The sequence below is a fragment of the Brevundimonas sanguinis genome (genome assembly GCF_029636725.1).
Taxonomy (GTDB): Bacteria; Pseudomonadota; Alphaproteobacteria; order Caulobacterales; family Caulobacteraceae; genus Brevundimonas; species Brevundimonas sanguinis.
The window spans coordinates 688055-713260 of record NZ_CP116770.1; the positions used below are offsets into that span (position 1 = coordinate 688055).

A 25206-nucleotide genomic window follows, 5' to 3' on the forward strand; every position below is an offset into this window, starting at 1 on the left:
CATGACACCGCCCGTCGACGCCTCTCTGCTGAACCCCATCGAGCTGTTCATGACCGCCGACTGGGTGGTGAAGACGGTGATGATCGGCCTGGCCGTGGCTTCGGTCTGGTCCTGGACCATCATCATCGACAAGGCGGTGCGTTTCTCGCGCATGAACGCCCGCGCGACCGAGTTCGAAAAGCAGGTTGAAGGCGGCCGCTCGCTGGAAGAGGTCGCCGCCCAGGCCGGGCCGCAGCCGGCCGACCCGCTGCCGCGCATGCTGGTGCTGACGCTGCAGGACTGGCGCGAGGCGCGCGCGCGCGGCGCCATGACCGACACGCAAGGCTCCATGCTGATCGCCCGCATCGACCGCGCCCTGGATTCCGTCATCGCCCGCGAGAGCCAGAAGATCGAGAACGGCCTGGGCGTGCTGTCGGTGGTCGCCACCGCTTCGCCCTTCATCGGCCTGTTCGGGACGGTGTGGGGGATCATGAACGCCTTCGACAGCATTGCGGCGGCGGGCAACACCAATCTGACCACCGTGGCCCCGGCCATCGCCGAAGCCCTGTTCGCCACGGCCATCGGTCTGGCGGCGGCGATTCCGGCCTATATCGCCTTCAACGCCTTCTCGGTGTCGGCGGGCAAGTTCACCGGGCGTCTGGAAGCCTTTGCGGACGATCTGCAATCGGCCATCGCCCGTCGTCTGGGCGCGCCTGCGACCCCGCCGCCTCCGCCCCCGCCGCCGTCTGCGGACCTGAACCTGCGCCGGGGCGCCTGATCCATGGCCCTGGGTGGAGGAGGCGGCGGAGAAGCGCGCGGACGCGGCCGTCGCCGTAGCCGGAAACGGCCGCTGAGCGAGATCAACGTCACGCCTCTGGTGGACGTCATGCTGGTGCTGTTGATCATCTTCATGATCTCGGCGCCGCTGCTGACGGTCGGGGTGCCGCTGGAACTGCCCAAGACCGAGGCCAGCGCGGTCGAGACGACCGACAAGCCCGTCACGGTCAGCATCGACCAGAACGGCGCCATCTTCATCGGCGAGGGCGAGGTGCGCTGGGAGCAGCTGGCCCTGCGCGTGGCTGAAGAGGGCGGCGACAAGGCGCGCGAGAAGCCGATCTTCATCCGCGCCGACGGCCGCGCGCCGTATCAGGCCGTGGCGCGGGTGATGGCCCGCCTGTCGGCCTCGGGCTTCACCAAGCTGAACCTGATCACCGACACCGCCGCCGACGAGCCGACGGAGGGCTGACGGACCTTGCGCCGCCCCAGTCCCGCCATCCTCGGCTCCATCGCCCTGCACGCGGGGGTGGTGGCGCTCGCCCTCGTGTCATGGTCGTCTAAGGACGAGATGAAGCCGCTGGTGAACTCGGTGCCGGTGTCGATCGTCTCTGATATCGAGATCGCCGCCGCTCCGGCCGACAATCCGCAGGAAGAGCCTTCGCCCGACGACGGCGAAACGGCGCCGGTCGAGACCCTGCCGGAACCGACGCCGCCGGAACCTGAGCCGAGCCCGCCAGCGCCTCAGCCGCAACCGCGCCCGACGCCGCCCGCGCCGCGCCCGACGCCGACGCCGCCGCAGAAGAAGGCGCCGACGCCCGCGCCCGCGCCGACCCCGCGTCCGACGCCGACTCCGCCAGAAAAAAAGGCGCCCACCCCTACACCGCCGCGTCCTACGCCCGCTCCGCCCGAAAAGAAGGCGCCCGCGACGCCGGCGCGCCCGGCGCGCCCGGCGCCGGGTCTGGACCTGGACGCCCTGGCCGGACCGCCGCGGCCGACCCAGAATTCCGGCCGTCCGGCCGCGGGCCAGCAGGGAGCGGGCGCCGCGCCGCGCGCCACCGGCCCGCAATTGGCCGCCCTGGGCGCCCAGGTGACGCCGAACTGGAACATCAACTGCGACATGCCGGGCATGGACGATCTGGTCATCCGCGTCACCGTGCGCCTGAGCGCCGACGGCCAGATCATCGGCACGCCGCGCCTTCAGGACGTGCAGAACGATGCGACCTGGCGGGCGGCGTCCGACGCAATGCAGCGGGCCTTGCGGGCGACCTCGCCGTTCACCGTGCCGGACGGTTTCCAGGCCCAGGACGTGCCCTTCCGCTTTGAAACCAAGCGCCAATGCGGGAACCGTTAGGGGCTAAGGCCGTCTATCACCCCAAAGTCGCCCAAATCCTTGTGAAGCTGGCGATTGTCGGTCGCGCCGATGCTATGAGGGGCGACCGGGCCCGACCCTGTCACGATCTGCGAAGGAATGACCCATGCGCCTGAACCGTTTTCTCGCCTCGGCCGCTGCGTTGGCGTTGACCGCCCCTCTGGCGCTGGGCGGATCGGTGCAGGCCCAGTCGACGGCCCCCTCGGCGGCGCCGATGCAGGACGTGGTGGTCGATGAGGGCGTCCTGCGCCCGCTGCAGATCGCCGTCGCGCCTTTCACCGGCCAGAACGGCTCGCAGATTTCGGGCGTCATCAGCGGCAATCTGAAGCGGTCGGGCTTCTTCGATCCGCTGAACCCGGCCAGCTTCGTCGAGACGGGCCTGACCCTAGCCAATGCGCCGAACTTTCCGCAGTGGACCTCCATCGGCGCCCAGGCGGTGCTGTACGGCGGCGTGACGCCGCGCGCGGACGGTCGGATCGACGTGGGCTTCCGTTTGTACGACCCCTATCGCCAGTGCCAGCTGGTTTCCTACCAGTTCACCGCCACGTCGGAGCAGTGGCGCCGCATCGCGCACAAGATCTCGGACGTGGTCTATCAGCGCCTGACGGGCGAAGCGGGCTTCTTCGATTCGCGCGTCCTGTTCGTGTCTGAAAGCGGCACCCAGCTGAATAAGCTGTCGCGCCTGACCATCGTGGATCAGGACGGCTACAACCCCGTCTTCCTGACCCAGGGCGACGAGGTGATCATGTCGCCGCGCTTCTCGGCCTCGAACCCCGATGAAGTGACCTATGTGGCCCTGGGCAGGGACTACAGCCGCATCTACCTCTACAATCTGTCGACCGGCCGCCGCGAAAGCCTGGGCGAGTTCGACGGCCAGGTGCTGGCGCCGCGCTTCTCGAACGACGGATCGAAGATGGCCTTCTCGATCATCCGGGGCGGCAACACCGACGTCTATGTGATGAACCTGCGCAGCCGGCAGCTGTCGCGCCTGACGACCGATCCGGGCATCGACACCTCGCCCTCGTTCAGCCCCGACGGCAATCAGATCGTCTTCACCTCGGACCGTTCGGGCTCGGCGCGCCTCTACACCATGCGGGCCGACGGCTCGGGCCAGCGCCCGATCAGCCGTGGCGGCGGCCTCTACACCGCCCCGGCCTGGAGCCCGCGCGGCGACCTGATCGCCTTCACCAAGCAGCAGGGCGGCCGTTTCCACATCGGCGTGATGAAGTCCGACGGCACCGGCGAGCGCATCCTGTCGTCCTCCTATTTCGAGGAAGGTCCGTCCTGGGCGCCGAACGGCCGCTATATCGCCTTCGCGCGTCAGAGCCCGGGCGGCGACACCCGTCTGTGGACGGTGGATCTTTCGGGCCGCGTCGTGTCGCAGGCGGGCTATGACGGGCGCGGTTCCGACCCCGCCTGGTCGGGGCTGCTGGATGCGCCGCCGGTCAATCTGGGCATCGGTCAAGGCCCGGATTCCTGCCCGGCGTAACGCGGATTCGCCGTCGCTGCGTCGGTAGCGGAGCCATTGCCATAAACTGTGCGTTATCACCGCTAGCGTACCGCTGCGTAGCGCTGTAGCAGCCGTGAAATACAGCTAAGCTAGAGGCATCGGCCTCGAACCGAATGAGAAGGAGAATTACATGAACGCCTCCACCCTGATCCGGCTCGCCGCCGTCGGCGTGGCCGTGACCTGGCTGGCCGCCTGCACCAAGCCCAAGGTCGAGCCCGCCGTCCCGACCGAATCCCCTCCGCCCGCCACCGGGCCGCAGTATCCGACCGCGCCGAGCACCCCGGTCACCGGCGGCAACGTCGGCGCCGCCGCGCCGGGCTCGGAACAGGACTTCGTCGTCAACGTCGGCGACCGCGTCTACTTCGACCTGGACTCCTATTCGGTCCGTTCCGAGGCCCAGCCGCGTCTGGACGCCCAGGCCGCCTGGCTGGCCCGCTACCCGCAGGTGACCGTCCGCATCGAAGGCAACGCCGACGAGCGCGGCACGCGCGAGTACAACCTGGCCCTGGGCGCCCGTCGCGCCGAGGCCATTCGCTCTTACCTGATCAGCCGCGGCGTCGCCGCCAGCCGCATCGACACCATCAGCTTCGGCAAGGAACGCCCGATCGCTGAAGGCTCCAATGAGGCGGCCTGGGCCCAGAACCGCAACGGCCGCACGGCCATCGTGTCGGGCGCCCCGCGCTAAGCGGCAGGCGAAGAACTGAGGGATCGAGGCGTCGGCGCAAGCCGGCGCCTCTTTTCTTTGCGCCCAGTGAGGATCAAAGTCCGCCTTGAAACGGGGAGAGGCGCGCTATGGATCTGGAGGCGGCAGGCGGGGCCATGACGGCAGGCGTCATCGCTGGAGCGATCGAGAAGCCGACCGGCCAAGCGGGTCAGCCTCGTAGCGTGTGCGCCGACTGCGGCGCAGAGGTCACGAGCCGGTTCTGCTCCAACTGCGGTCAGCCGGCCCACGTCCACCGCACCCTGCTGCATCTGGGCGAAGAGCTGCTGCACGGGGTCATGCATTTCGACGGCCGGCTGTGGCGGACCCTGCCGCTGCTGATCGTCAACCCTGGGCGGCTGACGCGCGAGTGGGTTGAAGGCAAGCGGACGCGCTATGTGTCGCCGCTGGCGATGTTTCTGTTCACCCTTTTCGTCATGTTTTTCGCGCTCAGCTTCATGCCCGAGCGGGAGGTGACGTTGGCGTCCTTGCCGCAGCAGATCGAGGCGCAGAAAGAGGCCGTGACCGCCGCCGAAGCGGCTGTCGCCGCCGCGCGGAAAGAGGCGGACCTCGCACAGACGGCTTCGCAGCCCGTTGACGGATCGCCCCCGCCTGTCGACAGCGGCGCTCGGGCGGGGGTGGCCGCCGGCGTGCTGGCTGCGGCCGAAGCGGGGCTGATCACCGAGAAGGCGCGACTTGAGCGCCTGCAGAAGGACGCCGTCGAGGGGCGCAAGGACGGTCTGGCTCCGGGAAGCTGGCAGGCTCAGGTGGCTGATATGGCCGCAAGCGCCGGAGAGGACGGCAAGACCAACGGCCTGACCAAGACGATCGCCAAGAAGCTGAAGAACCCTGACCTGGCGCTCTACAAGCTGCAGCAGACCATTTACAAATTCGCCTTCCTGCTGGTGCCGTTGTCGATCCCGTTCGTGGCCCTGATGTTCCTGTGGAAGCGAGGCTTCACGCTCTACGACCATGGGGTCTTCGTCCTTTACTCCCTGACCTTCATGTCGCTCTTGTTGATGGCGGTCGTCGTCGTGGCGACGACGCTGAAGGGGGCGGGCGGAGCCGTCGGCGTCATCGCGGCCCTGATCGTACCGGTGCACATGTTCGCCCAGCTGAAGGGCGCCTACAGCCTGTCGGTCTTCTCGACCCTGTGGCGGACGGTCGTGCTGTTGATCTTCTGCGAGATCGCGGCGACGCTGTTCATCGTCTCCATCCTCTATCTAGGCTTCGGACATTGATCTGGGCCTTGCCGTCGCCGCAAATCGGTGGGACGACAGAGCCATGCTGAAGACGCCTTTCCGCCTTACGAAACCCGCCGTCCTGACGGCGATCGGCCTGACGTTGATCGGGGGCGCCGTCGTCGCCCAGGTCCAGCCGATGGAGCCGATCCAGTGGGACAAGCGCCGCCTGGACCAGCTGGATCGCAACGTCCGCCGTCTTGAGCGCGCCCTGACCCAGCGCAACGCTGCCGGAGAACCCGTTCTGGTCGAGCTGGACCCCGAGGTCGTGGCGCTGCAGGGGCAGGTCTCGATCCTAGAGCGCCGTCTGGGCGACGTGGAACAGACGTTCCAGCGCATGAACGCCGACAGCGAGCGGCTGACGTTCCAACTTGACGAGGCGACGCGCGAGAATACGCAGTTGAGCCGTCGCCTGCGCGATCTGGAAGGCCGGGTCGAGCGCGCCGAGAAGGCTGCTGAGGAAGCCGCTGAACTGAACGGCCCGGTGGTCGCCAACTCGCCGACCGGCGACGCGGCTCAGGACCTGCAGGCCGCCATGCGCCTGGCGGGCGAGGACGCCGTGCGCGGCGGCCGCGCGCTGGAGACCGTCATCGTCACCTGGCCGAACACGCCCCAGGCGCGCGAAGCCAACAGCCGTCTGGGCGACCTGCACGTCGCCGCGCGCGACAACGCCGCGGCGGTTCAGGCCTATGCCGCGGCCCTGAACGGCTGGCCGCGCACGCCGTGGGCGCCTGAGACGACGCTGAAGCTGGCCGAGGCCCTGCGCGCCACCGATCGCGCGACCCAGGCCTGCGGCGCCCTGACCGAGTTCGGCCGCCGCTACGCCGAGGCGGCCACGGCGGCGCAGAAGACCCGCGCGACTCAGCTGCGGACGCGCGCCAGCTGCAGCTGATGAGCGATCTCGCCGGCCGGGTCTTCGCCCGGCTGGACGCGCGTCTGAACCACATTGGACCTGAGCCGGTCGCCCTGGCCCTGTCGGGCGGGGGCGACTCCATGGCCCTGCTGGACCTCGCCGCCGAATGGGCGCGCGCGAGGGGGCGGGGGCTGCTGGCCCTGACGGTCGATCACAACCTCAATCCCGACAGCGCGGCCTGGACGCGGTTCGCCGCCGAGGCAGCGCGCGCGGCGGGCGCCGACTGGCGCGGTCTGGTCTGGGCGCAGGCGCGAGGCGGCGCCGGGCTTCCGGCGCGGGCGCGGGCGGCGCGCCACGCCCTGCTGGCCGAGGCGGCGCGGGATGCGGGGGCGCGCGTCATCCTGACCGGCCACACCGCCGATGACGTCGCCGAGGGCGAGTGGATGCGGGCCGAGGGCGCGACGCTGGGACGCCTGCGCCGCTGGTCGCCGTCGCCCGCCTGGCCTGAGGGGCGCGGGCTGATGCTGCTGCGTCCGGTGCTGGAGGAGCGGCGCGAGGCGTTGCGTGATCATCTGCGCGCGCGCGGACTGTCGTGGCTGGAAGACCCGGCCAACGCCGACGTGCGCTATGGACGAGGCCGGGCGCGGGCGGCCCTTTCTAAAGCCCTCCCCCTCGAGAGGGGAGGGGTGTGCGGGGGTGTGGACGCTGTGGCTTCCGCTCAGGCGGGGGTGACGGCGCCGTCTCTTGAGGCTCCTTCCCAGGCCTCGCGCGCCCACCCCCATCCCCGGCCCTTTCCTCCTCAAGGGGGAAGGGGGAGTGCCAGCGATCAGGCATGGGCCGGGGTTTTGCCTCTGTCGCGCGACGCATCCGCCTCGGCGCTGGCCGCCGTCCTGCTCTGTGCAGGCGGAGGCGCGACGCCGCCGCGCGGGGACCGGCTGGCGGTTCTTCAGTCCCGGCTGGCGTCCGGAGAGGATTTCACCACCGTCCTGTGCGGCGCCCGCATCGAGGCGTCCGGCGCCCGCGTTCGAGCGATGCGCGAGCCGGGCGAATGGCGGCGTCGTCCAGTCGCGCCGCTCGACCTGACGCCGGGCGTCGCCGCCGTCTGGGACGGGCGCTTTGAGATCACGACCGATCGGACCGGTCTGCGCGTGGAGGCGGCGGCCGGGCGGTTGGCGCAACTGTCGGATCAGGAGCGGGCGGCCTTGTCTGGTCTGCCGCCCGCCGCCCGGGCCGCCGCACCGGTGCTGATTGACGGCGCGGGGCGGGCGCGGCTGGCCTGGCGCGCGGCGCAGGTCAGGGCGCTGGGCCTACGCCGATTGGCCTTGGCTCTGCCTCCCGCCGAGGGCGAAACGACGCAGGAAGCCGGACTCTTTCAAACCCTTCATGGCGAAACGCCGCCGTCTGACCTATTTTCAGGCGAAGACTGCTGATCGACGAGCCCAGCGCGGCCCTGTCGAGGAACCGAGGACCGAATGAACCTGCGCAATTTCGCCATCTGGGCCGTGATCCTGTTGGGACTGGTGAGCGTCTACGCCGCGATCAGCCAGAACGGCGGCCCGGCCATGCCCGGCGCCAAGGACGGCGCCGCCGGACGCCCTGAGACCCTGACCTATTCGGAGCTGATGACCGCCGTAGAGGCGCAGCAGATCAAATCCGTGGTCGTGCGCGGCGACGCCATGACCGGCGAGAAGAAGGACGGCGTCAAGTTCAACGCCGTGACGCCGGTGCCGAATGTCGACCTGCTGAACCAGATCCGCACCAGCGGCGGCGACGTCGAGGTCAAGAGCACCCGCCAGCCGTGGTGGTCGGGCCTGCTGGGCCTGCTGCTGCCGGTGGCGCTGATCGTCGCCTTCTGGCTGTTCATCATGAACCGGATGCAGGGCGGGGCGAAGGGCGCCATGGGCTTCGGCAAGTCCAAGGCCAAGCTGCTGACCGAACACAAGGGCCGCAAGACCTTCGACGACGTCGCGGGCGTGGACGAGGCCAAGGACGAACTGCAGGAGGTCGTCGACTTCCTGAAGGACCCGGCCAAGTTCCAGCGTCTGGGCGGCAAGATCCCCAAGGGCGCCCTGCTGGTGGGCCCTCCGGGCACCGGCAAGACCCTGTTGGCGCGCGCCGTGGCGGGCGAGGCGGGCGTGCCCTTCTTCTCGATTTCGGGTTCGGACTTCGTCGAAATGTTCGTCGGCGTCGGCGCCAGCCGCGTGCGCGACATGTTCGAGCAGGCCAAGAAGAACGCGCCGTGCATCATCTTCATCGATGAAATCGACGCCGTGGGTCGTCACCGGGGCGCCGGCCTGGGCGGCGGCAACGACGAGCGCGAGCAGACGCTGAACCAGCTGCTGGTCGAGATGGATGGCTTTGAGGCGTCCGAGAACATCATCCTGATCGCCGCGACCAACCGTCCCGACGTGCTGGACCCGGCCCTGCTGCGCCCGGGCCGCTTCGACCGTCAGGTCGTGGTGCCCAATCCCGACGTCTCGGGTCGCGAGCGCATCCTGCGCGTCCACATGAAGGACGTGCCCCTGGCCGCCGACGTCAACGTCAAGACGCTGGCGCGCGGCACGCCGGGCTTCTCGGGCGCGGACCTGGCCAACCTGGTCAACGAGGCGGCCCTGATGGCGGCCCGCAAGGACCGCCGCATGGTCACGCACCGCGACTTCGAGGACGCCAAGGACAAGGTCATGATGGGCTCTGAGCGCAAGTCCATGGCCATGAACGAGGAAGAGCGCCGCCTGACCGCCTATCACGAGGCCGGCCACGCCATCGTCGCCATCAACGTCAAGATGGCCGACCCGGTGCACAAGGCGACCATCGTCCCGCGCGGCCGGGCGCTCGGCATGGTGATGCAGTTGCCGGAAGGCGACCGCTACTCCATGAAGTTCCAGCAGATGATCGACCGCATCGCCATCATGGCCGGCGGCCGCGTCGCCGAAGAGTTGATCTTCGGGCCGGAGAGCATCACCTCGGGCGCCAGCTCGGACATCGAGCAGGCCACCAAGCTGGCGCGCGCCATGGTCACGCGCTGGGGCTTCTCGGAGCGTCTGGGCACCGTGGCCTATGGTGAGAACCAGGAAGAGGTTTTCCTGGGCCACTCGGTCTCGCGCAGCCAGAACGTCTCTGAAGAGACGGCCCGCATCATCGACGAAGAGGTCCGCCGCATCGTCACCGAAGGCTGGGAAGAGGCGCGCCGCATCCTGACCGACAAGGCGAGCGACCACGAGAAGCTGTCGCAGGCCCTGTTGGAATACGAAACCCTGTCGGGCGACGAGATCCGGGACCTGCTGGAAAAGGGCCAGCCGCCCAAGCGGGATGAGGAAAACGACACGGTCGCCGGCCCGTCGCTGTCCGTCCCCGCCACGCCGGAGGACGAGCCTGCGGCGCCGGCTGAACCGGCTCCCGCGGTCTGAACGGCGATATAGCAGCCACGAAAAAGGGGCGCGTCCGATGGGCGCGCCCCTTCTTTAATTCAGGCCTCGACTTAGTTCGCTGGCTCGGGGTCTTCCAGCTTGACCAGGGTCAGCTTGCGCGCAGCGCCGGACGGATCAGGCCACGTGATGGACTGGCCTTCCTTCAGGCCGATCAGGCCCGCGCCGACGTAGGACAGGATGGAGACGCGACCGGCGTCGATGTCGGCTTCCTTGGGCAGGACCAACTGGACGCGCCGCACTTCGGGGCTGTGGTCGTCCGAATAGTGCAGCCAGCGGTTCAGGGTCACGACGTTCTTGGGCATGGCCTTGGGTTCGCACACCTTGGCGCGGTCCAACTCCTGTTGCAGCAAGCCGGCGGGGCCTGAGCCGGGCAGGTCGCCGACCAGGCGGTCCAGGGCGTCGAAGTCGTCGCTGCGAAGCGTGATGGCGGGCAGGGCGCCCTTGCGAGGGGTGGTCATGGAACGTCTCGTTCTCGAAAAAAGCGATAGGGCCGACGCGCTCAGGCGGCTGAGGGGCCGTCGTCGTCGGGTTGATGGTCGTCAGGATCCGGCGCGAGCGGCGGCCCGCTGTCGGGCGCGCTAGGGCGCCGGAAAGGAATAATCTCGGCCCCGCCGGCGTCGGGCTGAGGTGCAGCCGGCAGGCTGTGGTTATGAATTTCGGTGGTCATGGCGCAAAGTCTCTTGGTCCGGTCGCCGACCGGCCTGTTTCTGCGATGATAAAAAAAGGGAACCGAAAGCGTGCAACGGGGTCCCGTAGCGGGCGCCCGGCGCGGGCGCGCGCGTGGCAGACCGCTACGGGTTAAGAGCCTTCGACGCGGCGTCCCGCGTGGGTGAGGCGTCGAGCCTGGCTGACGAAGCGTTTCATTGCCGTTAGAGGCTGAACCCCAGCGCAGCGAAAGTCAAACCGGCGCTCGCGGAGTCATCGTCGCATGAGCCTTCAATCCCCCGTGAAACGGCCCCTGGTCATGGGCATCGTCAACGTCACGCCCGACAGTTTTTCCGACGGGGGGCGGCTGACGACGCTGGAGGCCGCGCTTGAGCACGCCCTGCGATTGATCGCGCAGGGCGCTGACGTGCTCGACATCGGCGGCGAAAGCACTCGGCCGGGCTCTGATCCGGTCGGCGAGGACGAAGAGGCGGCCCGCACCCTGCCTTTGATCGCCGCCCTGCGCGCGCGCTGGGACGGGCCGATCAGCATCGACACCATGAAGCCGGCCGTGGCCCGCGCCGCCGTCGCCGCCGGGGCGACGATGTGGAACGACGTCTCGGCGCTCGGCCATGCGCCCGACAGTCTGTCCGTCGCCGCCGAACTGGGCTGCCAGGTGGTGCTGATGCATATGAAGGGCGCGCCCAAGACCATGCAGGACGACCCTCGCTATGACGATGTGGTCGCCGAGGTCACGGCCCATCTGGCCGCTCGCGCCGCAGCGGCGGTGGCGGCGGGCGTGGCGCGCGACAGGATCTGGCTGGACCCCGGCCTCGGCTTCGCCAAGACGACGGCGCACAATCTGACGCTGACGGCGCGATTGGAGGCTTTGGTCGCGCTGGGCTTTCCGATCCTTTACGCGGCCAGCCGCAAACGGATGATCCAGGGAGTGGACGCGACGGCGCTGGATGCGGCGGATCGGCTGGGCGGTTCGCTGGCGCTGGCGTTGGAGGCGGCGCGGCGCGGCGCACGTATGGTGCGCGTCCACGACGTGGGCGAGACGGTTCAGGCCTTGCAGCTTCAGGCGGCGGTCGAGGGCGCGGCTGGAAACTAGGGCTTAGAGTTTAGGCTTCCAGCTCGGCAGGACCTGATCAGGGAACCGGTCCAGGATAAAGGTCGGCTCGATGGCGCGCTCCAGCCAGATCTTGGCGCCCGCCAGCGCCAGGGTGAAGCCTTCCATCGCTTCCAGCGCCGCCTTTACCCCTGCGTCGGAGGCGGGAAAGCCGCGGTTTGAAACCTCGACCCAGGTCGCCGGGCCGCGCTCTTCGAACGTCCATTCCACTTCGGTCGGATCGTCGTCCAGATTCCAGTCGATCAGGATGCGGCGATTGGGCTCCAGCGCCTTCACCAGAACGCGCGTGGCGACGCCGTACATGCCCCAGGTCCAGGTCAACTGGGCGCCGGGCGACATCCGTCGATCTGCGTGGGTGAACCAGAACCACGAAGTCACGCCCGGCTCGGTAAAGGCCTGGTAGACTTCGTCGGCAGGCCGACGGATCAACATCCCAGTCTTCACCACAGGAGCTTCCATAAAGCCCTCTCTATCATAATTCCGGCATGGCAACGCTTATACGGCTGCAGTTGTTGCGGAAATTTTACCAGATTTTGCCAAAAACCCCACAGAACGTTGCAATAACTTTGTGCGCTCACTTGCTTTCTCGGTAGCATCGTTCATTTGGGCGTTGTTTTAGCACAACCTTTCCATCCTGGCCGCCTGAGCTGAAAGTGCGGCGCCTTTCGATGCGTGATCCCTTGTCTGACGCTTCGCCATCAGCCATGCAGCCGTCATGTCCTGGTTGCTGTCCTTGAATCCCTGGTTGGTCCTCGTCGTGGCGGGGCTTTTCGAGGTGGGATGGGCGTCCGGCGTCAAATACGTCGGCCTTCAGCGACCGTTGGTTTCGCTGGGCGTGGCGCTTGCCCTGGCGGCGAGCATGATCGGCCTGTGGGCGGCGACCCAGAAGCTGCCGGTAGGCACGGCCTATGCGGTCTGGACCGGCATCGGCGCGGTCGGGGCGGCGGCGCTGGGGATCGCCGTCTATGGCGAGCCGGCGACGGCTTTGCGGGCCGTCTGCATCCTGCTGATCGTGGCGGGCATTGTCGGGTTGAAGCTGTTTTCGGGGGCCCACTGATGACCTCTCTCGTCGAAGCGGCGACGAAGCCGCTGGGCCGGGTGCTGATCCTGGCGGGATCGGACTCCGGCGGCGGCGCGGGCATACAGGCGGATATCAAGGCCGTGACCATGCTGGGCGGGTTCGCCGCCACGGCGATCACCGCCATCACCGTTCAGAACACCCTGGGCGTTCACGGCGTGCATCCTGTGCCGCTGGACGTGATCGAGGCGCAGGCCAGGGCGGTCCTGGACGATATCGGCGCGGACGCCCTGAAGACCGGCATGCTGGGCTCGGTTGAGGTGGTCGAAACGGTCGCCGGTCTGATCGACTATGCGGGCGGCGTGCCAGCCGTGGTCGATCCGGTGATGATCGCCAAGGGCGGCTCGCCTCTGCTGGCCGAGGCGGCGGTCGAGGCGGTGCGGCGCCTGATGGTGCCGCGCGCGGCCCTGCTGACCCCCAATGCGCCCGAGGCCGAGGCCCTGACCGGGATCGCGGTCCTCGATCTGGACGGTCAGCGCCGCGCCGGCGAAGCCTTGCTGGCGATGGGCGCTCGCGCGGTGTTGATGAAGGGCGGCCATGTGCCCGGCGAGACGGTGACCGACCTGCTGCTGACCGCCGACGGCGAGACGGTGTTGGAAAGCGAGCGGGTGCAGACCCGCCATACCCACGGCACCGGCTGCACCCTGGCCAGCGCCTGCGCGGCGGGCATCGCCAAGGGCCTGCCCCTGACGACGGCGGTGGCTGAAGCCTGGGCCTATGTCGCCGAAGCCATCCGCCGCGCGCCGGGACTGGGGCAGGGTCATGGCCCGCTGGATCACGGATGGCCCCTGCGATGAGCGTAGAGGGGGTGACGACGGCTGCGGAGCTAGAGACCCGCCTGACCGAGATCGTCCGAGCCAATGCGGGCTTGATGCATGTGCTGGGCGTGATGCGCGACCTGGACCTGCCGGACTGGCGGCTGTTTTCGGGGGCGGTCTACCAGTCGGTGTGGAATGAGCGGACCGGCCGGGCGCCGGGCTATGGCGTCAAGGATTACGACATCGGCTATTTCGACCGCGACACCTCCTGGGACGCCGAGGACGTGATCATCAAGCGGGTCGCAGCGGCGTTCGCGCCGGAGTTTCGCGACATCGTCGAGGTCCGCAACCAGGCGCGAGTCCATCTGTGGTTCGAGGGCAAGTTCGGCGAAACCTATGAGCCGCTGACCTGCACCGACGAGGCCCCGGCCCGCTTTGTCGCCCCGGCCTTCGCCCTGGGGGTGCGGCTGGAGAAGGACGATGCGATCAGCGTCGTCGCCCCCTTCGGCCTGCAGGACGTGTTCGACATGGCGATCCGGCCCAATCCCACGCGAGGCCTGGCCAAGGGCTGGGACCGGGTGATCGCCAATGCGCGCGGGCGCTGGCCCGAAATCACGGTGATCGAACCGGTATAGAATAAGGGCGCGACCCTTTCGGATCGCGCCCTCGGCAGAGCCCCTGACAGGGAGGGATGAGGCCCTGATGCTGAACCGTCTCAGTAGCGACGGTTGTTGTGGTCGCGGCGCTCCAGCCGGATCTTGGCCGACAGGCGGTCATAGCGACGATCCAGGTCCTGGCGCTCCCAGCGGGTCAGGCCGCCACGGGTATAGTTGCGCTCAAGACGGACCAGGCCGTCCAACTCATCCTTGAGGCGCGAGGCTTCGCGTGAGCTCAGCTGGCGGGTGCGGACGCCCTGGTCGATGCGGCGGTCCAGGTTGTATTTGCGCTGGCTGACCGACTGCCAGCCGCCATAGTTCTGCTCATAGGCGGGACCGCGCGAGGGGCCGTGACGATCATAGGATTGCGCCGCGGCGGGCAGGGCGGTCGCGGCGACCGTGGCGGCCAGGACGGGGATCAGCAGGGTCTTCATGATCGAACTCCTTCGGGTCTTCGCAACCGATCGGGCTGCGTTGACCTCACAAGACCACGCTGAGCCTGATCCCCGCCTGAACGGCGCGTTTCAGCCGGCGTTCATCAGCATGAGAACTTTGTCATCTCCTCGGGCGGGAGGCGGTTCCGATCAGGCGCGAGGGCGACAGCGACGGAGATTCCTCGGGCGCGCGTTCCTTGTTCAGAGGAACAGCGATAGACTGCACGTTCAGCCGCCGTTCAGAGGCCCCTGTCTAGAAGACGAGCATGATGCGTATTCGAGCCCTCCTTCTGGCCGGTCTGATCGCCATCGTCCCCCTGACGGACGCGGCGGCCCAGTCGCGCGGCCGTGATCGGGACCGCGACGAAAGCCGTTCTCAGGATCGTCGCGAGGCGCCCCGCAACTATCCGGGTCAGGGGCTGCGTGATGAGCCCCGGTCGAGCCCGCGCGCCAACCCGGGCGACGTCGCCCGTCGCGTCCAGTCGGGCCGCCCCGGCCGCATGCTGGGCGTGCAGGAGCGCGGCGGCGACTATGTGGTGCGCTGGGAGTATCCCGGCGGACGCGTGTCGGACATACAGGTTGACGGCCGATCCGGCCGGGTTCGCGGAGACGACTGAATGCGGGTGCTGCTTGTCGAAGACGACGTCGATCTGTCGCGCCAGTTGAAGACCGCCCTGACCGACGCCGGCTACGCCGTCGACCACGCGCCGGACGGCGAGGAAGCCTGGTTTCTGGGCGACACCGAACCCTATGACGTGGTGGTGCTGGACCTAGGCCTGCCCAAGATCGACGGCGTTTCGGTGCTGGAGCGCTGGCGCCGCGAAGGCAAGGCGACGCCGGTGCTGATCCTGACCGCGCGCGGCGCCTGGTCGGACAAGGTGGCGGGCTTCGACGCCGGGGCTGACGATTATCTGACCAAGCCCTTCCACACCGAGGAGCTTCTGGCCCGCCTGCGCGCCCTGCTGCGCCGCTCGGCCGGTCATGCGGCGGCGACCCTGACCTGCGGGGGGCTGAGGCTGGACCCGCGCGCAGCGCGCGCCACGGTCAACGGGGAACCGCTGCGGTTGACCTCGCTGGAATACCGGCTGCTGCACTATGTGATGATGCATCAGGGCCGGGTCATCAGCCGCACCGAACTGGTCGAACACCTGTACGATCAGGACTTCGACCGCGACTCCAACACCATTGAGGTCTTCGTCGGCCGCCTGAGAAAGAAGATCGGCGCGGACCGCATCGAGACCGTGCGCGGGCTGGGCTATCGCCTGTCGCCGCTGGCGGGCGAGAGCGACGCGGCCTGATCGCTCGCTGATGACCGAGCCGATCACCGAGGCCGAGATCAAGTCTGGGGCCGATGGCGCCGAGCGTTCGTCGGCCCGGCGCGAATGGGGTCGGTGGTTCGGGCGGCCCGGCCGTTCGCTGACGCGGCGTCTGATCTGGCTGGCCGCCGCATGGATCCTGGTCGGCTTGGCGGCGGCGGCGGTGGTGCTGACGGCCGTGTTCCAGGAATCGGCCCTGCGCCGCCTCGGCAACACCCTGAGCGACACCATCGACGAGACCGTCGTCGCCTCCGTCATCACGCCCGAGCGCGAGGTGTTCGTGGGCGAAATACGGGACGCCCGCACCCAGCGCCTGCTGTCGGGAAAATACTGGATGGTCGCCGAGCCGGGGCCTCAAGGCGCGCTGCATGTGCTGGCGCGCTCTGCGTCGCTGGCCAATGCCGACTTGGAGTACGCCCCCGATCTGTCTGACCGCCTGCGCAGCGCTTTCGGTCAGACTATCAGCTACAACGCTGAAGACGGCCCCAAGGGCGAGCCGCTGCGCATCGCCGCCAGCATGAAACAACTGCCCGGCCGCCAGCAGCCGGTCGTCTTCTTCGCCGGGATCGACCGGTCCGACGTCGACGCCGACACGCGCCAGTTCGCCACCGTGACCTGGATCGCCATGTTGCTCTTGGGCGCCGGCCTCGTCGCGGCGGTGTTCATTCAGGTGCGGGTGGGCCTGCGCCCGCTGTTCGATCTGGGCGACGAGATTTCCAATGTGCGCCAGGGCCGCTCGCACCGGGTCGAGGGCGACTATCCGCTCGAGATCCAGCCCCTGGCTGAACAGGTCAACCGCCTGCTGGCGCACAACCAGGAGACGGTCGAGCGCCAGCGCACCCACGTCGGCAACCTGGCCCATGCGCTGAAGACGCCGCTGGCCGTCATGCTGGCCGAGGCGGGGACGCAGGAGGGGGTGCTGCCCGACATGGTGCGCAAGCAGACCAAGGTGATGCAGGATCAGGTCGACCACCACCTGCGCCGCGCCCGCGCCGCCGCCCGCGCCGCCCACGGCCTGGGCGAACGCACCGACGTCAGCGAGGTGCTGGACGAGATGGCGGTCATGCTGGAGCGGGTGTTCGAACAGAAGGGCGTCGAGATCGACTGGCGCGCTCCCGACGACCTGGCCTTCCTGGGCGAGCGTCAGGACCTGCAGGAAATCTTCGGCAACCTGCTGGAGAACGCCGCCAAATGGTGCCGCCGCCGGGTGCGGGTCTCGGCCGGTCCCTCCATGCCAGGCCAGCTGATCGCCGTGGTCGAGGACGACGGCCCCGGCCTGCCCGCCGACCAGCGCGACACCGCCCTGAAACGCGGCACCCGCATGGACGAGGACACGCCCGGCACGGGCCTGGGCCTGTCGATCGTCGACGAACTGACCCGCGCCTACGGCGGCCGCGTCACCTTGGGCGACAGCAGCCTGGGGGGGCTGAAGGTGGTGCTGGAGCTGCCCGCCGCCGAGGGGTGAGGGACAAGCGGCTGTTGCGCAGGTCTGGGACGGGTGGTTTCCAGACAGGCCGCTTGGGTATTCTAAAGTCCAGAATGATCGTCGGGCGACAGTGCTTGCCGCCCGACTCACTCTTATCCGATTAGGCGCAGACGAGCATTTTCAAAAGCATGGCCATCATCATCACAAGCACGGCGTGACAACTCCTGAAAGCCGATGCTGGCGTAGAAATTCATGGCCTGCTGATTGTCGGTGTAAACCTCAAGCTCGAGCTCACCAGCAAGGTTCAGAGCATGTGTTATGAGATGACGGCCTATACCACGCCCTTGCTGGGCGGGCGAAACGAATATTCCCCCGATGAAAGTATCGAGCAGGCTTATAAAGCCGCTAGGCTCATCGTCAACGCACGCTACCCACGTCTCGGCATTAGGCAGATACTCGTTTTCGATCAGAGTTTGTTGATCACGCAAGCGCTGTTCGCCGATAAAAGGATGAGCCAATAGGGAAGCATCAAGCCAAATGCGCGAAAGCTTTTTAAGATCGTCTTCTGGCACATATGGCCGGATCACGACGTCATCGTTCTTCATGAGAACTCCGAAGAATAGATATGCAAAGAGGCACGGCGACCATCCTTTGGCGCCGACGCGAGACCGCTATTTGCGGTCAGGATTGTAAGCCCCTGCGCATAAATCTCCTTCTGATATATATTGGGTTCTAAGGTTGCTGCGCGCACTTGGTCAATGGCGGCAATGGGTCGATTACAGTCCCCGACCTAGGCTCCGAGGGCCGATTTCGGCTCGCAGATCGGACGCGTTCGCCATTCATCCTCAAAAGCCCTTGTTAACCCGCGTCGGGCCACCCTTGGGGTCTTGGCCGGTATTTGAGTGGGGCCGGAGGATGCGTGGATGGCGGACCTGTCGGTCGCCCAGCGGGCCGCTCTGGCTCATTTGATCGAACGGTGTCCGGACCGGGCCCTGCCTCAGTTGCTGGGGCTGGCGGGCACGATGGCGGGGGATCGGGCGGCCGCCCTGCGCGAACTGGTCGAGGTCGAGCAGCTGGATCGCCGCCGCCGCGAGGTCGCCTTCGGTCCGCTGGCGCCGCTGTTCCGGGCGCGCGCCGATGCGCTGGAGGGGCTGAGCTTTCCTGCCGGCCTGCCCGCACGGCTGTGGCGCGTGGCGACGCGAGGCGAGCCGGAGCTGTTGCCGCAACTGGACCGTGACGACGACCTGTCGCGCATGGTCGCCGACCGCCTGTGCCACAGCGCCGCCGTGGTGCTGCGCGATGCGCCCGAGGCCGTGTGGCCCGGCGCCGCGCCCGACCGCATCGAGGCGTTGGCGGCGTGTCTGGACCTGGCGCCGGTGGCGCGGCGGGCGTTGCCGCATCTGTCGGCCTGGAACGGGCGGCCCAGCGGCGCCGAACTGGCGGAGCTGAAGCTGGCCCTGCGGCAGGCCTCCTCGGCCGGGCCGGGCGGGGTCGAGCGGCTGCTGGAGATCCTTTTCGCCCATATGGCCGAAGCGCGGATGATGCTGCGGGTGCTGGCCCTGATCGGAGCGTCGGGGCGCGAGGCGACGCCGGGCCGCGACGAGGCTGATCTGCTGATCGACCGCATCATATCGGCGCTGGCCCATCGCGCGGCCGACATCGCCGCCCAGAGCCTTGAGGACGACGTACAGGGCAGGCGGCTGACGGCGGCCCTGACCTGGTGCGCCGAAATCCTGACGGAAATCGACGCCGTCCTGCCGCTGCGGCCCGACAGCGCTTGGGCCAAGGCCGTGCGTCAGGCGCGCCTGAGGATTGCGCTTCGTCTATCTGAGCATTTCGATGCGGCCGAGAAGGCGCTGGATGCGGTCCTGCCGGTCCAGCGCACGCCTCTGGTTGGACGGATGACGCGGCCGACGCCTTTGTTGGCCGAGGCGCCCGATCCTCAAGCGGCGGCGCGCGCGCGGGTTCTTCTGACGCTGACGGGTCAGGTGCGGCCCATGGCGGCCGTCTTCGGCTGCGAGGCCGAGCGCCGTCAGACCGCCGAGGCCCTGACGGGACGGCTGGCGACCTGGGCTGATGAGGCGATCGAGCAGTTGAACGACGGTCAGGCGCCGGATGAAGGCGTGGCCCGCAAACGGATCGGCCTGACCGCCGAAATGCTGGGCCTGCTGGGCGCTAAAGACGCGTCGCGCACCGTGCGGAGGCGGCTGGCTATCGCCAGATCAAACACGGGTGCGTCGTCGCGCGCCTCGCCTCCGGCCGCCTGATCCGCTACAGCGGCGGCCATGACGATCTTCTGGATCATGACGGCGCTTGTGACCGCCCTGGCGGGGCTGGCCGTGCTGTCCGCCGCCCGGCGCGGGGCGCAGGCTGAGAGCGTGGCCGACCGCGATGCGGGCGCGCTGGAGCTGGCCGAGCTGGACCGGCTGAAGGCGCGCGGCCTGCTGGACGAGGCGGGCTGGACCGCTGCGCGGGCCGAGGCGGGGCGCCGCCTGCTGGCCGCCCGTCGCGCGGATCGCCGCCCGGTCGCCGGGCCGCGCGACCGTTATTGGGTGCTGGGCGGCATCGCGGCGACGGCCGCGGCGACGCTGGGCCTCTACGCCGTCTTCGGCGCGCCGGGCATGAAGGATCAGGCCTACGAAACGCGGGTGCGCGCGTGGGCCTCGGCGCCTGAGGCGCTGGAGCCCGCTCAGGTCGCGGCGGTGCTGGGGCAGGTGGTCAAGGACCGGCCCGACGACCGTCTGGCCCTGACCATGCTGGGCGCCGCCCGTTTCGAGGCCGGCGACCCCATCGGCGCGGCCTCCGCCTTCCGCCGCGCCCTCGCCATCCAACCGGAGGACGCCCAGAGCTGGGCGCGGCTGGGCGAGAGCTTGGTGCGCGCCAACGGCGGCGCGGCCGACGGCGACGCCGAGGCGGCCTTCCGTCAGGCGGTCAAGCTGGACCCGGATCAGTTGGGCGCGCGCTTCTATCTGGGCGACGCGGCCCTGGCGCGCGGCGACCGGGCCGAGGCCGAGGCCATGTGGAGCCCGCTGATCGCCGTGCTGGCTCCGTCCGACCCGCGCCGGAGCGAGCTGCAGACCCGTCTGGCCGAGGCCGCGCGATGACGCTTTGGCCCATCCTGAACCTAGGCCCTATATGCGACGGCGTTTTCGCCGTCCCCGGATCGTTGACATGAGCTGGTTGCCCAAATCCCCCAAGGCGCGCCGTCGCCTGTGGGTCGTCATCGCCGCGGCGCCCGTGCTGGCGCTGGCCGTCGGCCTGTCGCTGTGGGCGATGAAGGACAATGTGACCTTCTTCTACTCTCCTTCGGAAGTGACGCCGCAGAAGGTGCCCGCCGGGCAGATGATCCGTCTGGGCGGTCTGGTCGAGGCGGGCAGCGTGACCAAGGCCGCAGACGGCTCGGTCGTCTTCGTCGTCACCGACAAGGGGGCGACGGCGCAGGTGATCTATCACGGCGACCTGCCCGACCTGTTCCGCGAGGGGCAGGGCATCGTGGCGCAAGGGTCGTTCCGCCCCGACCGCGTGTTCGAGGCCAGCCAGGTGCTGGCCAAACACGACGAGACCTACATGCCGCGCGAAGTCGCCGACCGGCTGAAGGAAAAGGGCGAGTGGCGGCCTGACGAGGCGGGGGCGCCCGCCGTCGCCGCGCAGCAGGGGACTTAAGCCTTGATCGTCGAACTGGGCGCCTTCGCCCTGATCCTGGCGCTGGCGCTGTCGGTCCTCAGCCTGGCGCTGACCACGGCGGGGCGGCTGCGGCTCAGCCCCGTGCTGGCGGGCGCCGGCGGCGGCGCCATGCTGGCCTCGGCCGGGGCGATACTGTTGGCCTTCGGCGCCCTGATCTACGCCTTTGTCGTCTCGGATTTCTCGGTGTCGAACGTGGCCATGAACAGCCACACCGACAAGCCGGTCTTCTACAAGGTCGCCGCCGCATGGGGCAGCCATGAGGGCTCGCTGCTGCTGTGGTGTCTGGTGATGACGGTCTTCGGCGGGGCGCTGGCCCTGGCGCGCGGCCTGCCGTTCGGGCTGAAGACCTCGGCCGTGGCCGTGCAGGCGGCCCTGTCGAGCCTGTTCCTGGCCTTCGCCGCCTTCACCTCCAACCCCTTCTTCCGGCTGGACCCGGCCCCGGTGCAGGGCGCGTCGCTGAACCCCCTGCTGCAGGACCCAGCCTTGGCCGTGCATCCGCCGCTGCTGTACGGCGGCTATGTCGGCTTTTCCGTCTGCTTCTCGCTGGCGGTCGCCGCCCTGATCGAGAAGCGGGTCGATCCGGCCTGGGGGCGCTGGGTGCGGCCGTGGGCGCTGGCGTCGTGGGCGCTGCTGACGGTCGGCATCGCGCTCGGCTCCTTCTGGGCCTATTACGAGCTGGGCTGGGGCGGCTGGTGGTTCTGGGATCCGGTCGAGAACGCCAGCTTCATGCCGTGGCTGGCGGGCGCGGCCCTGTTGCACTCGGCCATCGTGACCGAGCGGCGAGGCGCGCTGGCGGGTTGGACGGTGTTCCTGGCGATCCTGGCCTTCACCTTCTCCATGCTGGGCGCGTTTCTGGTGCGCTCGGGCGTGCTGACCTCCGTCCACGCCTTCGCCGTCGATCCCCAGCGGGGGATGGTGCTGCTGGCCATTCTGGGCGTGGCGGCGGGCGCGGCCTTCATCCTGTTCGCCCTTCGCGCCCCGGCCATCCGCTCGGGCGCGGCCTTTGCGCCGATCAGCCGCGAAGGCGCGCTGGTGCTGAACAACCTGTTCCTGACGGCGGCGGCGGCGACGGTGCTCTTGGGCACCCTTTATCCCCTGATCCTAGAGGCTGCGACCGGCGCGACCATTTCGGTCGGCCCGCCCTATTTCAACGCCGTCTTCAACCCGCTGATGATCGTCGCCTGTCTGATCCTGCCTGCCGGGCCGCTGCTGGCGTGGAAGCGAGGCGATCTGAAGGGCGCCCTGCAGCGCCTTTGGCTGGCCGCTGGCTTGGCCTTGGCCGCCGCCGTCGCCGCCTTCTTCCTGTTCGAGCCCAAGAAGGCGCTGGCCGCCGCAGGGCTGGGCGTCGGGGCGTGGCTGATCCTCGGCGCGCTGGCCGAACTGGGCGTGCGGACCAAGGCCCTGGGCGCGCCCTTGAGCGAGACTCTGCGCCGCGCCAAGGGCCTGCCGCTGGGCGCCTGGGGCATGGCGTTGGCCCACGCGGGTCTGGGCGTTTTCATCCTGGGCGCCGTCGTCGAGACCAGCTTCAAGGCCGAGGCCGCCGCCGCCCTGCCGCTGGGCGGGGAAGTCGCCGCCGGGCCGTGGAAGGCGCGGCTGGACGCGGTGCAGGTCATAGAGGGGCCGAACTATCTGGCTGAGCAAGGCCGCCTGACCATCATGTCCGTCGACGGCCGCGCGCCTGAGCGCGTCATCACCGCCGAGCGTCGCTTCTTCCCGGCGGGCGGCCAGACGACGACCGAGGTCGGCCTCGACTTCCGCGGTCTGGACGACGTCTACGCGGTCATGGGCGACCGGGCGGCGACCGACGACGGCGAGCGCGCCTGGATCGTGCGCATCTATTACAACCCGTGGGCGCGGTTGATCTTCCTGGGGCCGGCGCTGATGGCGCTGGGCGGTCTGATCTCGCTGCTGGACCGTCGCCTGCGCGTCGGGGCGGGTTCGCGCGCGAAGAAGGCCGCCAAGCCGGTCGAGCCCGTCGAGGCTCAGGCATGAGGCGCGCCGTCGCCCTGTTCGCCGCCGCCCTGCTGGCGAGCGCCGCGCCCGCTCTGGCCGAGCCGCCGCCCGCGCCCGACCGGCCGCTGACGGACCCGGCGCAGGAGGCCCGCGCCCGGGTCCTGTTCGGCGACATCCGCTGCGTCGTCTGTCAGCATGAATCGATCGCCGACAGCCCGGCAGGCATCGCCGCCGACCTGCGCGGATTGGTGCGCGAACAGATCGCGGCGGGAAAGACCGACGCCCAGATCAAGGACGACCTGATCCGTCGCTATGGCGACTATGTGCTGTTCCAGCCGCCGGTGCGGATCGGCACCTGGTTGTTGTGGTTCGGCCCGTTCGCCCTGGCGGCGGGGGCGGGGATTGTGCTGGTCCTGCGCGCACGCCGTCGCGGGCCGGGCGACGCCGCCCCTCTCACGGCGGAAGAAGAACGCGCCCTGGCCGAGTTTACGGCTGACGACGAAAACGCCTGAAGCTTTCCATTCGGCAAGCCTTTCGCCGCCTTCCTGACGCAGACGCGCCATACGCCGAACGATGATCGGGAACAATCATCGCGACGGCGTGCATTGGCTTGAGCCGTAACGCCCTATATCCATGTGCGAACGGAGCTTTCCGTATCCGCCAGTAAAGACTGCAAGGACGACGATGCTGAAACGCAAGGAGTTCATTCTGGGGGCCGCTGTCGGCCTGACCTTCGCCGCCGCTGCGACGGCGGGCGGGGTCATCACCTGGCCGGGCGCCGAAGCCGCGCCTGCCGCCAAGGTCGGGCAGCTGGTTCCCTCCGCGGGGGCCGGAGCCTTGGCGTTCGCCCCCCCGCAGGGCGCGCCGCTCAGCTTCGCCGACATCTTCCAGCAGGTCGCCCCCGCCGTGGTGCAGATCGATGTGAAGACCCGCGTCCAGCGCCCACGCGGCGGCGTGTTCCAGATTCCGGGCTTTGGCTCCATTCCCATCCCCGGCGCGCCAGGCGGCTCGGCGGAAGGCGAGGAAGACAACACCCAACTAGCCGCCGGCGCCGGTTCGGGCTTTTTCATCTCGGCCGACGGCTTCATCGTCACCAACAACCACGTCGTCGAGAACGCCGAGGAGATCTCGGTCAAGCTCAGCGACGGCCGCGAACTCAAGGCCAAGCTGATCGGCCGCGACGAAGGCACCGATCTGGCCGTCATCAAGGTCGAAGGTTCGGCCTTCCCCTTCGTCAGCTTTGAAGAAGCCGCCGAGCCGCGCGTCGGCGACTGGGTCATCGCCGTGGGTAACCCCTTCGGCCTGGGCGGCACGGCGACGGCGGGCATCGTCTCAGCCAAGTCGCGCGACATCGATCCAATCGGCTACAACGAATATCTGCAGATCGACGCGGCCATCAACCGCGGCAACTCCGGCGGTCCGACCTTCGACATCTACGGCCGCGTCATCGGCGTGAACACGGCGATCTTTTCGCCGTCGGGCGGCTCGGTCGGCATCGGCTTCGCCATTCCCGCGACCACGGCCAAGGCCGTCACCGACAAGCTGATGCGCGGCGAGACGGTCCAGCGCGGCTATCTGGGCGTGCAGATCCAGACCCTGTCCAAGGAGGCGGCCGCCGCCCTGGGCCTGAACGAAGACGTCAAGGGCGCCTATGTCGCCGAGGTCACGGCCGGCGCGCCGGGCGAGCGCGGCGGGATGCAGATCGGCGACGTGGTCGTCAGCGTCAACGGCGAGGCGGTCGATAGCTCGACCGAGCTGACTCGTCGCGTCGCCCGCGCCAAGCCTGGCGATACGCTGCGGCTTGAAGTCCTGCGCGATGGTCGACGCCAGACCCTCAACATCCGCGCGGGCACCCGTCCGTCGGAAGCCGAGCTGAACGGCGATCAGGGTTCAAGCGCCCAGCAACCCGGCGAAGACGGCGCGGCTGTCGGCCAGTCGATCGAAGGCATGACCGTAACGCCGATCACCTCGGCTCTGCGTCAGCGCTACTCCATCCCCGACGACATGCAGGGCGTGGTGGTCACCGCCGTCGCTCCGCGTTCGGAAGCGGGCAAGATGCGGATGCCGGTCGGCACGGTCATCCAGCGCGCCAACAACCGCGTCGTCCGTTCAGAGGCGGACCTGAAGGCGGCGGTGGATGAGGCGCGCTCGGCGGGACGGCCGGGAGTCTTCCTGCTCATCCGGGTGCAGGGAACCAACTCCTCGGTGGTACTGCCCTTCGCCAAGTCTGAATAAGGCGTAACTCACGGGATCGGCGGCGATGCGCT

27 protein-coding genes are annotated in these 25206 nt (G+C 68.9%); 22 read left to right on the forward strand and 5 right to left on the reverse strand.

The annotated features are described in order from the left end of the window. Position 1: 1 nt before the first annotated feature. The 9 genes from tolQ to ftsH all read left to right on the forward strand — a co-directional run bounded on the left by tolQ (position 2) and on the right by ftsH (position 9836). Positions 2-757 carry a protein TolQ gene (gene tolQ, locus PIB44_RS03405; protein WP_025978549.1) on the forward strand — a complete coding sequence of 252 codons (756 nt, stop codon included), beginning with the start codon at positions 2-4 and terminating at the stop codon, positions 755-757. 3 nt (positions 758-760) lie between these two features. Beyond that, complete coding sequence (locus tag PIB44_RS03410) at positions 761-1225, forward strand: ExbD/TolR family protein (RefSeq protein WP_025978548.1); 465 nt, start codon at positions 761-763, stop codon at positions 1223-1225. A 6-nt stretch (positions 1226-1231) separates the two neighbouring features. Next, a complete protein-coding gene (tolA, locus tag PIB44_RS03415) occupies positions 1232-2107 on the forward strand; it encodes a cell envelope integrity protein TolA (protein WP_278070415.1) in 876 nt (291 codons plus the stop codon). A gap of 124 nt (positions 2108-2231) precedes the next feature. Next, complete coding sequence (gene tolB / locus PIB44_RS03420; RefSeq protein WP_278070416.1) at positions 2232-3614, forward strand: Tol-Pal system beta propeller repeat protein TolB; 1383 nt, start codon at positions 2232-2234, stop codon at positions 3612-3614. Between the two features lie 151 nt (positions 3615-3765). Continuing rightward, positions 3766-4320 carry a peptidoglycan-associated lipoprotein Pal gene (gene pal, locus PIB44_RS03425; protein WP_278070417.1) on the forward strand — a complete coding sequence of 185 codons (555 nt, stop codon included), beginning with the start codon at positions 3766-3768 and terminating at the stop codon, positions 4318-4320. A 107-nt stretch (positions 4321-4427) separates the two neighbouring features. Then, a complete protein-coding gene (locus PIB44_RS03430) occupies positions 4428-5576 on the forward strand; it encodes a DUF3667 domain-containing protein (RefSeq protein ID WP_278070418.1) in 1149 nt (382 codons plus the stop codon). Positions 5577-5619: 43 nt separating this feature from the next. Further along, positions 5620-6468, forward strand: a complete 849-nt coding sequence (locus PIB44_RS03435; protein WP_025978543.1) for a tol-pal system YbgF family protein — start codon at positions 5620-5622, stop codon at positions 6466-6468. Beyond that, a complete protein-coding gene (gene tilS, locus PIB44_RS03440; protein WP_278070419.1) occupies positions 6468-7859 on the forward strand; it encodes a tRNA lysidine(34) synthetase TilS in 1392 nt (463 codons plus the stop codon). The genes PIB44_RS03435 and tilS overlap by 1 nt, the downstream gene beginning before the upstream one ends. Before the next feature lie 42 nt (positions 7860-7901). Continuing rightward, on the forward strand, positions 7902-9836 hold the full coding sequence (gene ftsH / locus PIB44_RS03445) for an ATP-dependent zinc metalloprotease FtsH (RefSeq protein WP_025978541.1): 1935 nt from the start codon (positions 7902-7904) through the stop codon (positions 9834-9836). Positions 9837-9907: 71 nt separating this feature from the next. Here the strand turns inward: ftsH and rnk are convergent, their stop codons facing one another. Together rnk and PIB44_RS03455 are read right to left on the reverse strand one after the other, a co-directional pair. Then, the gene (rnk, locus tag PIB44_RS03450; protein ID WP_025978540.1) at positions 9908-10315 is read right to left on the reverse strand and encodes a nucleoside diphosphate kinase regulator; all 408 of its coding nucleotides are present in this window, start codon (positions 10313-10315) and stop codon (positions 9908-9910) included. 41 nt (positions 10316-10356) lie between these two features. Continuing rightward, positions 10357-10524 (reverse strand): hypothetical protein, encoded by a 168-nt coding sequence (locus PIB44_RS03455; RefSeq protein ID WP_167309529.1) that lies wholly within the window; start codon positions 10522-10524, stop codon positions 10357-10359. A gap of 261 nt (positions 10525-10785) precedes the next feature. Between PIB44_RS03455 and folP the strand changes: the two genes are divergently transcribed. Then, the gene (folP, locus tag PIB44_RS03460; protein ID WP_278070420.1) at positions 10786-11616 is read left to right on the forward strand and encodes a dihydropteroate synthase; all 831 of its coding nucleotides are present in this window, start codon (positions 10786-10788) and stop codon (positions 11614-11616) included. Between the two features lie 3 nt (positions 11617-11619). On the opposite strand, the gene PIB44_RS03465 is transcribed toward folP, so the two are convergent. Beyond that, positions 11620-12066 carry an SRPBCC domain-containing protein gene (locus PIB44_RS03465; RefSeq protein WP_051582139.1) on the reverse strand — a complete coding sequence of 149 codons (447 nt, stop codon included), beginning with the start codon at positions 12064-12066 and terminating at the stop codon, positions 11620-11622. Positions 12067-12349: 283 nt separating this feature from the next. Between PIB44_RS03465 and PIB44_RS03470 the strand changes: the two genes are divergently transcribed. Genes PIB44_RS03470 through PIB44_RS03480 form a run of 3 tightly spaced genes read left to right on the forward strand, consistent with a single transcriptional unit; the run spans position 12350 to position 14105 of the window. Beyond that, positions 12350-12691, forward strand: a complete 342-nt coding sequence (locus PIB44_RS03470; protein ID WP_278070421.1) for a DMT family transporter — start codon at positions 12350-12352, stop codon at positions 12689-12691. Then, a complete protein-coding gene (gene thiD / locus PIB44_RS03475; RefSeq protein ID WP_029972727.1) occupies positions 12691-13509 on the forward strand; it encodes a bifunctional hydroxymethylpyrimidine kinase/phosphomethylpyrimidine kinase in 819 nt (272 codons plus the stop codon). Before PIB44_RS03470 ends, thiD begins: the two co-directional genes overlap by 1 nt. After that, on the forward strand, positions 13506-14105 hold the full coding sequence (locus PIB44_RS03480; RefSeq protein WP_278070422.1) for a nucleotidyltransferase family protein: 600 nt from the start codon (positions 13506-13508) through the stop codon (positions 14103-14105). The genes thiD and PIB44_RS03480 overlap by 4 nt, the downstream gene beginning before the upstream one ends. 80 nt (positions 14106-14185) lie before the next feature. Here the strand turns inward: PIB44_RS03480 and PIB44_RS03485 are convergent, their stop codons facing one another. Then, on the reverse strand, positions 14186-14560 hold the full coding sequence (locus PIB44_RS03485; RefSeq protein WP_134582369.1) for a hypothetical protein: 375 nt from the start codon (positions 14558-14560) through the stop codon (positions 14186-14188). Positions 14561-14826: 266 nt separating this feature from the next. On the opposite strand from PIB44_RS03485, the gene PIB44_RS03490 reads away from it, so the two are divergent. From PIB44_RS03490 to PIB44_RS03500, 3 genes are read left to right on the forward strand one after another with little or no spacing between them, the layout of a single operon-like run. Beyond that, positions 14827-15177, forward strand: coding sequence for a hypothetical protein (locus tag PIB44_RS03490; RefSeq protein WP_025978533.1), 351 nt, complete (start codon positions 14827-14829; stop codon positions 15175-15177). Then, the gene (locus PIB44_RS03495) at positions 15178-15858 is read left to right on the forward strand and encodes a response regulator transcription factor (protein ID WP_278070423.1); all 681 of its coding nucleotides are present in this window, start codon (positions 15178-15180) and stop codon (positions 15856-15858) included. 10 nt (positions 15859-15868) lie between these two features. After that, a complete protein-coding gene (locus PIB44_RS03500; RefSeq protein ID WP_278070424.1) occupies positions 15869-17341 on the forward strand; it encodes a sensor histidine kinase in 1473 nt (490 codons plus the stop codon). Between the two features lie 113 nt (positions 17342-17454). On the opposite strand, the gene PIB44_RS03505 is transcribed toward PIB44_RS03500, so the two are convergent. Then, positions 17455-17907, reverse strand: coding sequence for a GNAT family N-acetyltransferase (locus PIB44_RS03505; protein WP_278070425.1), 453 nt, complete (start codon positions 17905-17907; stop codon positions 17455-17457). Between the two features lie 318 nt (positions 17908-18225). On the opposite strand from PIB44_RS03505, the gene PIB44_RS03510 reads away from it, so the two are divergent. The 6 genes from PIB44_RS03510 (at position 18226) to PIB44_RS03535 (ending at position 25174) form a co-directional block, all read left to right on the forward strand. Next, positions 18226-19569 carry a hypothetical protein gene (locus PIB44_RS03510; protein ID WP_278070426.1) on the forward strand — a complete coding sequence of 448 codons (1344 nt, stop codon included), beginning with the start codon at positions 18226-18228 and terminating at the stop codon, positions 19567-19569. Between the two features lie 18 nt (positions 19570-19587). Next, positions 19588-20406 carry a c-type cytochrome biogenesis protein CcmI gene (gene ccmI, locus PIB44_RS03515; RefSeq protein ID WP_278070427.1) on the forward strand — a complete coding sequence of 273 codons (819 nt, stop codon included), beginning with the start codon at positions 19588-19590 and terminating at the stop codon, positions 20404-20406. 67 nt (positions 20407-20473) lie between these two features. Next, positions 20474-20965, forward strand: a complete 492-nt coding sequence (ccmE, locus tag PIB44_RS03520) for a cytochrome c maturation protein CcmE (protein WP_278070428.1) — start codon at positions 20474-20476, stop codon at positions 20963-20965. A gap of 3 nt (positions 20966-20968) precedes the next feature. Further along, positions 20969-22978 (forward strand): heme lyase CcmF/NrfE family subunit, encoded by a 2010-nt coding sequence (locus PIB44_RS03525; RefSeq protein ID WP_278070429.1) that lies wholly within the window; start codon positions 20969-20971, stop codon positions 22976-22978. Further along, a complete protein-coding gene (locus tag PIB44_RS03530) occupies positions 22975-23451 on the forward strand; it encodes a cytochrome c-type biogenesis protein (RefSeq protein ID WP_278070430.1) in 477 nt (158 codons plus the stop codon). The genes PIB44_RS03525 and PIB44_RS03530 overlap by 4 nt, the downstream gene beginning before the upstream one ends. Positions 23452-23623: 172 nt before the next feature. Beyond that, entirely contained in the window at positions 23624-25174 is a 1551-nt protein-coding gene (locus tag PIB44_RS03535; protein WP_278070431.1) for a Do family serine endopeptidase, read from the forward strand. Positions 25175-25206: the final 32 nt, after the last annotated feature.

Bases quoted from the DNA above. Each gene is read 5' to 3' on its own strand.
- ccmE (WP_278070428.1), top strand. From the start codon at position 20,474: ATGAGCTGGTTGCCCAAATCCCCCAAGGCGCGCCGTCGCCTGTGGGTC.
- ccmI (WP_278070427.1), top strand. From the start codon at position 19,588: ATGACGATCTTCTGGATCATGACGGCGCTTGTGACCGCCCTGGCGGGG.
- tolQ (WP_025978549.1), top strand. From the start codon at position 2: ATGACACCGCCCGTCGACGCCTCTCTGCTGAACCCCATCGAGCTGTTC.
- PIB44_RS03455 (WP_167309529.1), bottom strand. From the start codon at position 10,524: ATGACCACCGAAATTCATAACCACAGCCTGCCGGCTGCACCTCAGCCC.
- PIB44_RS03490 (WP_025978533.1), top strand. From the start codon at position 14,827: ATGATGCGTATTCGAGCCCTCCTTCTGGCCGGTCTGATCGCCATCGTC.
- PIB44_RS03435 (WP_025978543.1), top strand. From the start codon at position 5,620: ATGCTGAAGACGCCTTTCCGCCTTACGAAACCCGCCGTCCTGACGGCG.
- PIB44_RS03480 (WP_278070422.1), top strand. From the start codon at position 13,506: ATGAGCGTAGAGGGGGTGACGACGGCTGCGGAGCTAGAGACCCGCCTG.
- folP (WP_278070420.1), top strand. From the start codon at position 10,786: ATGAGCCTTCAATCCCCCGTGAAACGGCCCCTGGTCATGGGCATCGTC.
- PIB44_RS03465 (WP_051582139.1), bottom strand. From the start codon at position 12,066: ATGTTGATCCGTCGGCCTGCCGACGAAGTCTACCAGGCCTTTACCGAG.
- PIB44_RS03510 (WP_278070426.1), top strand. From the start codon at position 18,226: ATGGCGGACCTGTCGGTCGCCCAGCGGGCCGCTCTGGCTCATTTGATC.
- PIB44_RS03535 (WP_278070431.1), top strand. From the start codon at position 23,624: ATGCTGAAACGCAAGGAGTTCATTCTGGGGGCCGCTGTCGGCCTGACC.
- PIB44_RS03505 (WP_278070425.1), bottom strand. From the start codon at position 17,907: ATGAAGAACGATGACGTCGTGATCCGGCCATATGTGCCAGAAGACGAT.
- PIB44_RS03495 (WP_278070423.1), top strand. From the start codon at position 15,178: ATGCGGGTGCTGCTTGTCGAAGACGACGTCGATCTGTCGCGCCAGTTG.
- rnk (WP_025978540.1), bottom strand. From the start codon at position 10,315: ATGACCACCCCTCGCAAGGGCGCCCTGCCCGCCATCACGCTTCGCAGC.
- pal (WP_278070417.1), top strand. From the start codon at position 3,766: ATGAACGCCTCCACCCTGATCCGGCTCGCCGCCGTCGGCGTGGCCGTG.
- PIB44_RS03470 (WP_278070421.1), top strand. From the start codon at position 12,350: ATGTCCTGGTTGCTGTCCTTGAATCCCTGGTTGGTCCTCGTCGTGGCG.
- tilS (WP_278070419.1), top strand. From the start codon at position 6,468: ATGAGCGATCTCGCCGGCCGGGTCTTCGCCCGGCTGGACGCGCGTCTG.
- ftsH (WP_025978541.1), top strand. From the start codon at position 7,902: ATGAACCTGCGCAATTTCGCCATCTGGGCCGTGATCCTGTTGGGACTG.
- PIB44_RS03500 (WP_278070424.1), top strand. From the start codon at position 15,869: ATGACCGAGCCGATCACCGAGGCCGAGATCAAGTCTGGGGCCGATGGC.
- PIB44_RS03430 (WP_278070418.1), top strand. From the start codon at position 4,428: ATGGATCTGGAGGCGGCAGGCGGGGCCATGACGGCAGGCGTCATCGCT.
- PIB44_RS03410 (WP_025978548.1), top strand. From the start codon at position 761: ATGGCCCTGGGTGGAGGAGGCGGCGGAGAAGCGCGCGGACGCGGCCGT.
- PIB44_RS03485 (WP_134582369.1), bottom strand. From the start codon at position 14,560: ATGAAGACCCTGCTGATCCCCGTCCTGGCCGCCACGGTCGCCGCGACC.
- tolB (WP_278070416.1), top strand. From the start codon at position 2,232: ATGCGCCTGAACCGTTTTCTCGCCTCGGCCGCTGCGTTGGCGTTGACC.
- PIB44_RS03530 (WP_278070430.1), top strand. From the start codon at position 22,975: ATGAGGCGCGCCGTCGCCCTGTTCGCCGCCGCCCTGCTGGCGAGCGCC.
- thiD (WP_029972727.1), top strand. From the start codon at position 12,691: ATGACCTCTCTCGTCGAAGCGGCGACGAAGCCGCTGGGCCGGGTGCTG.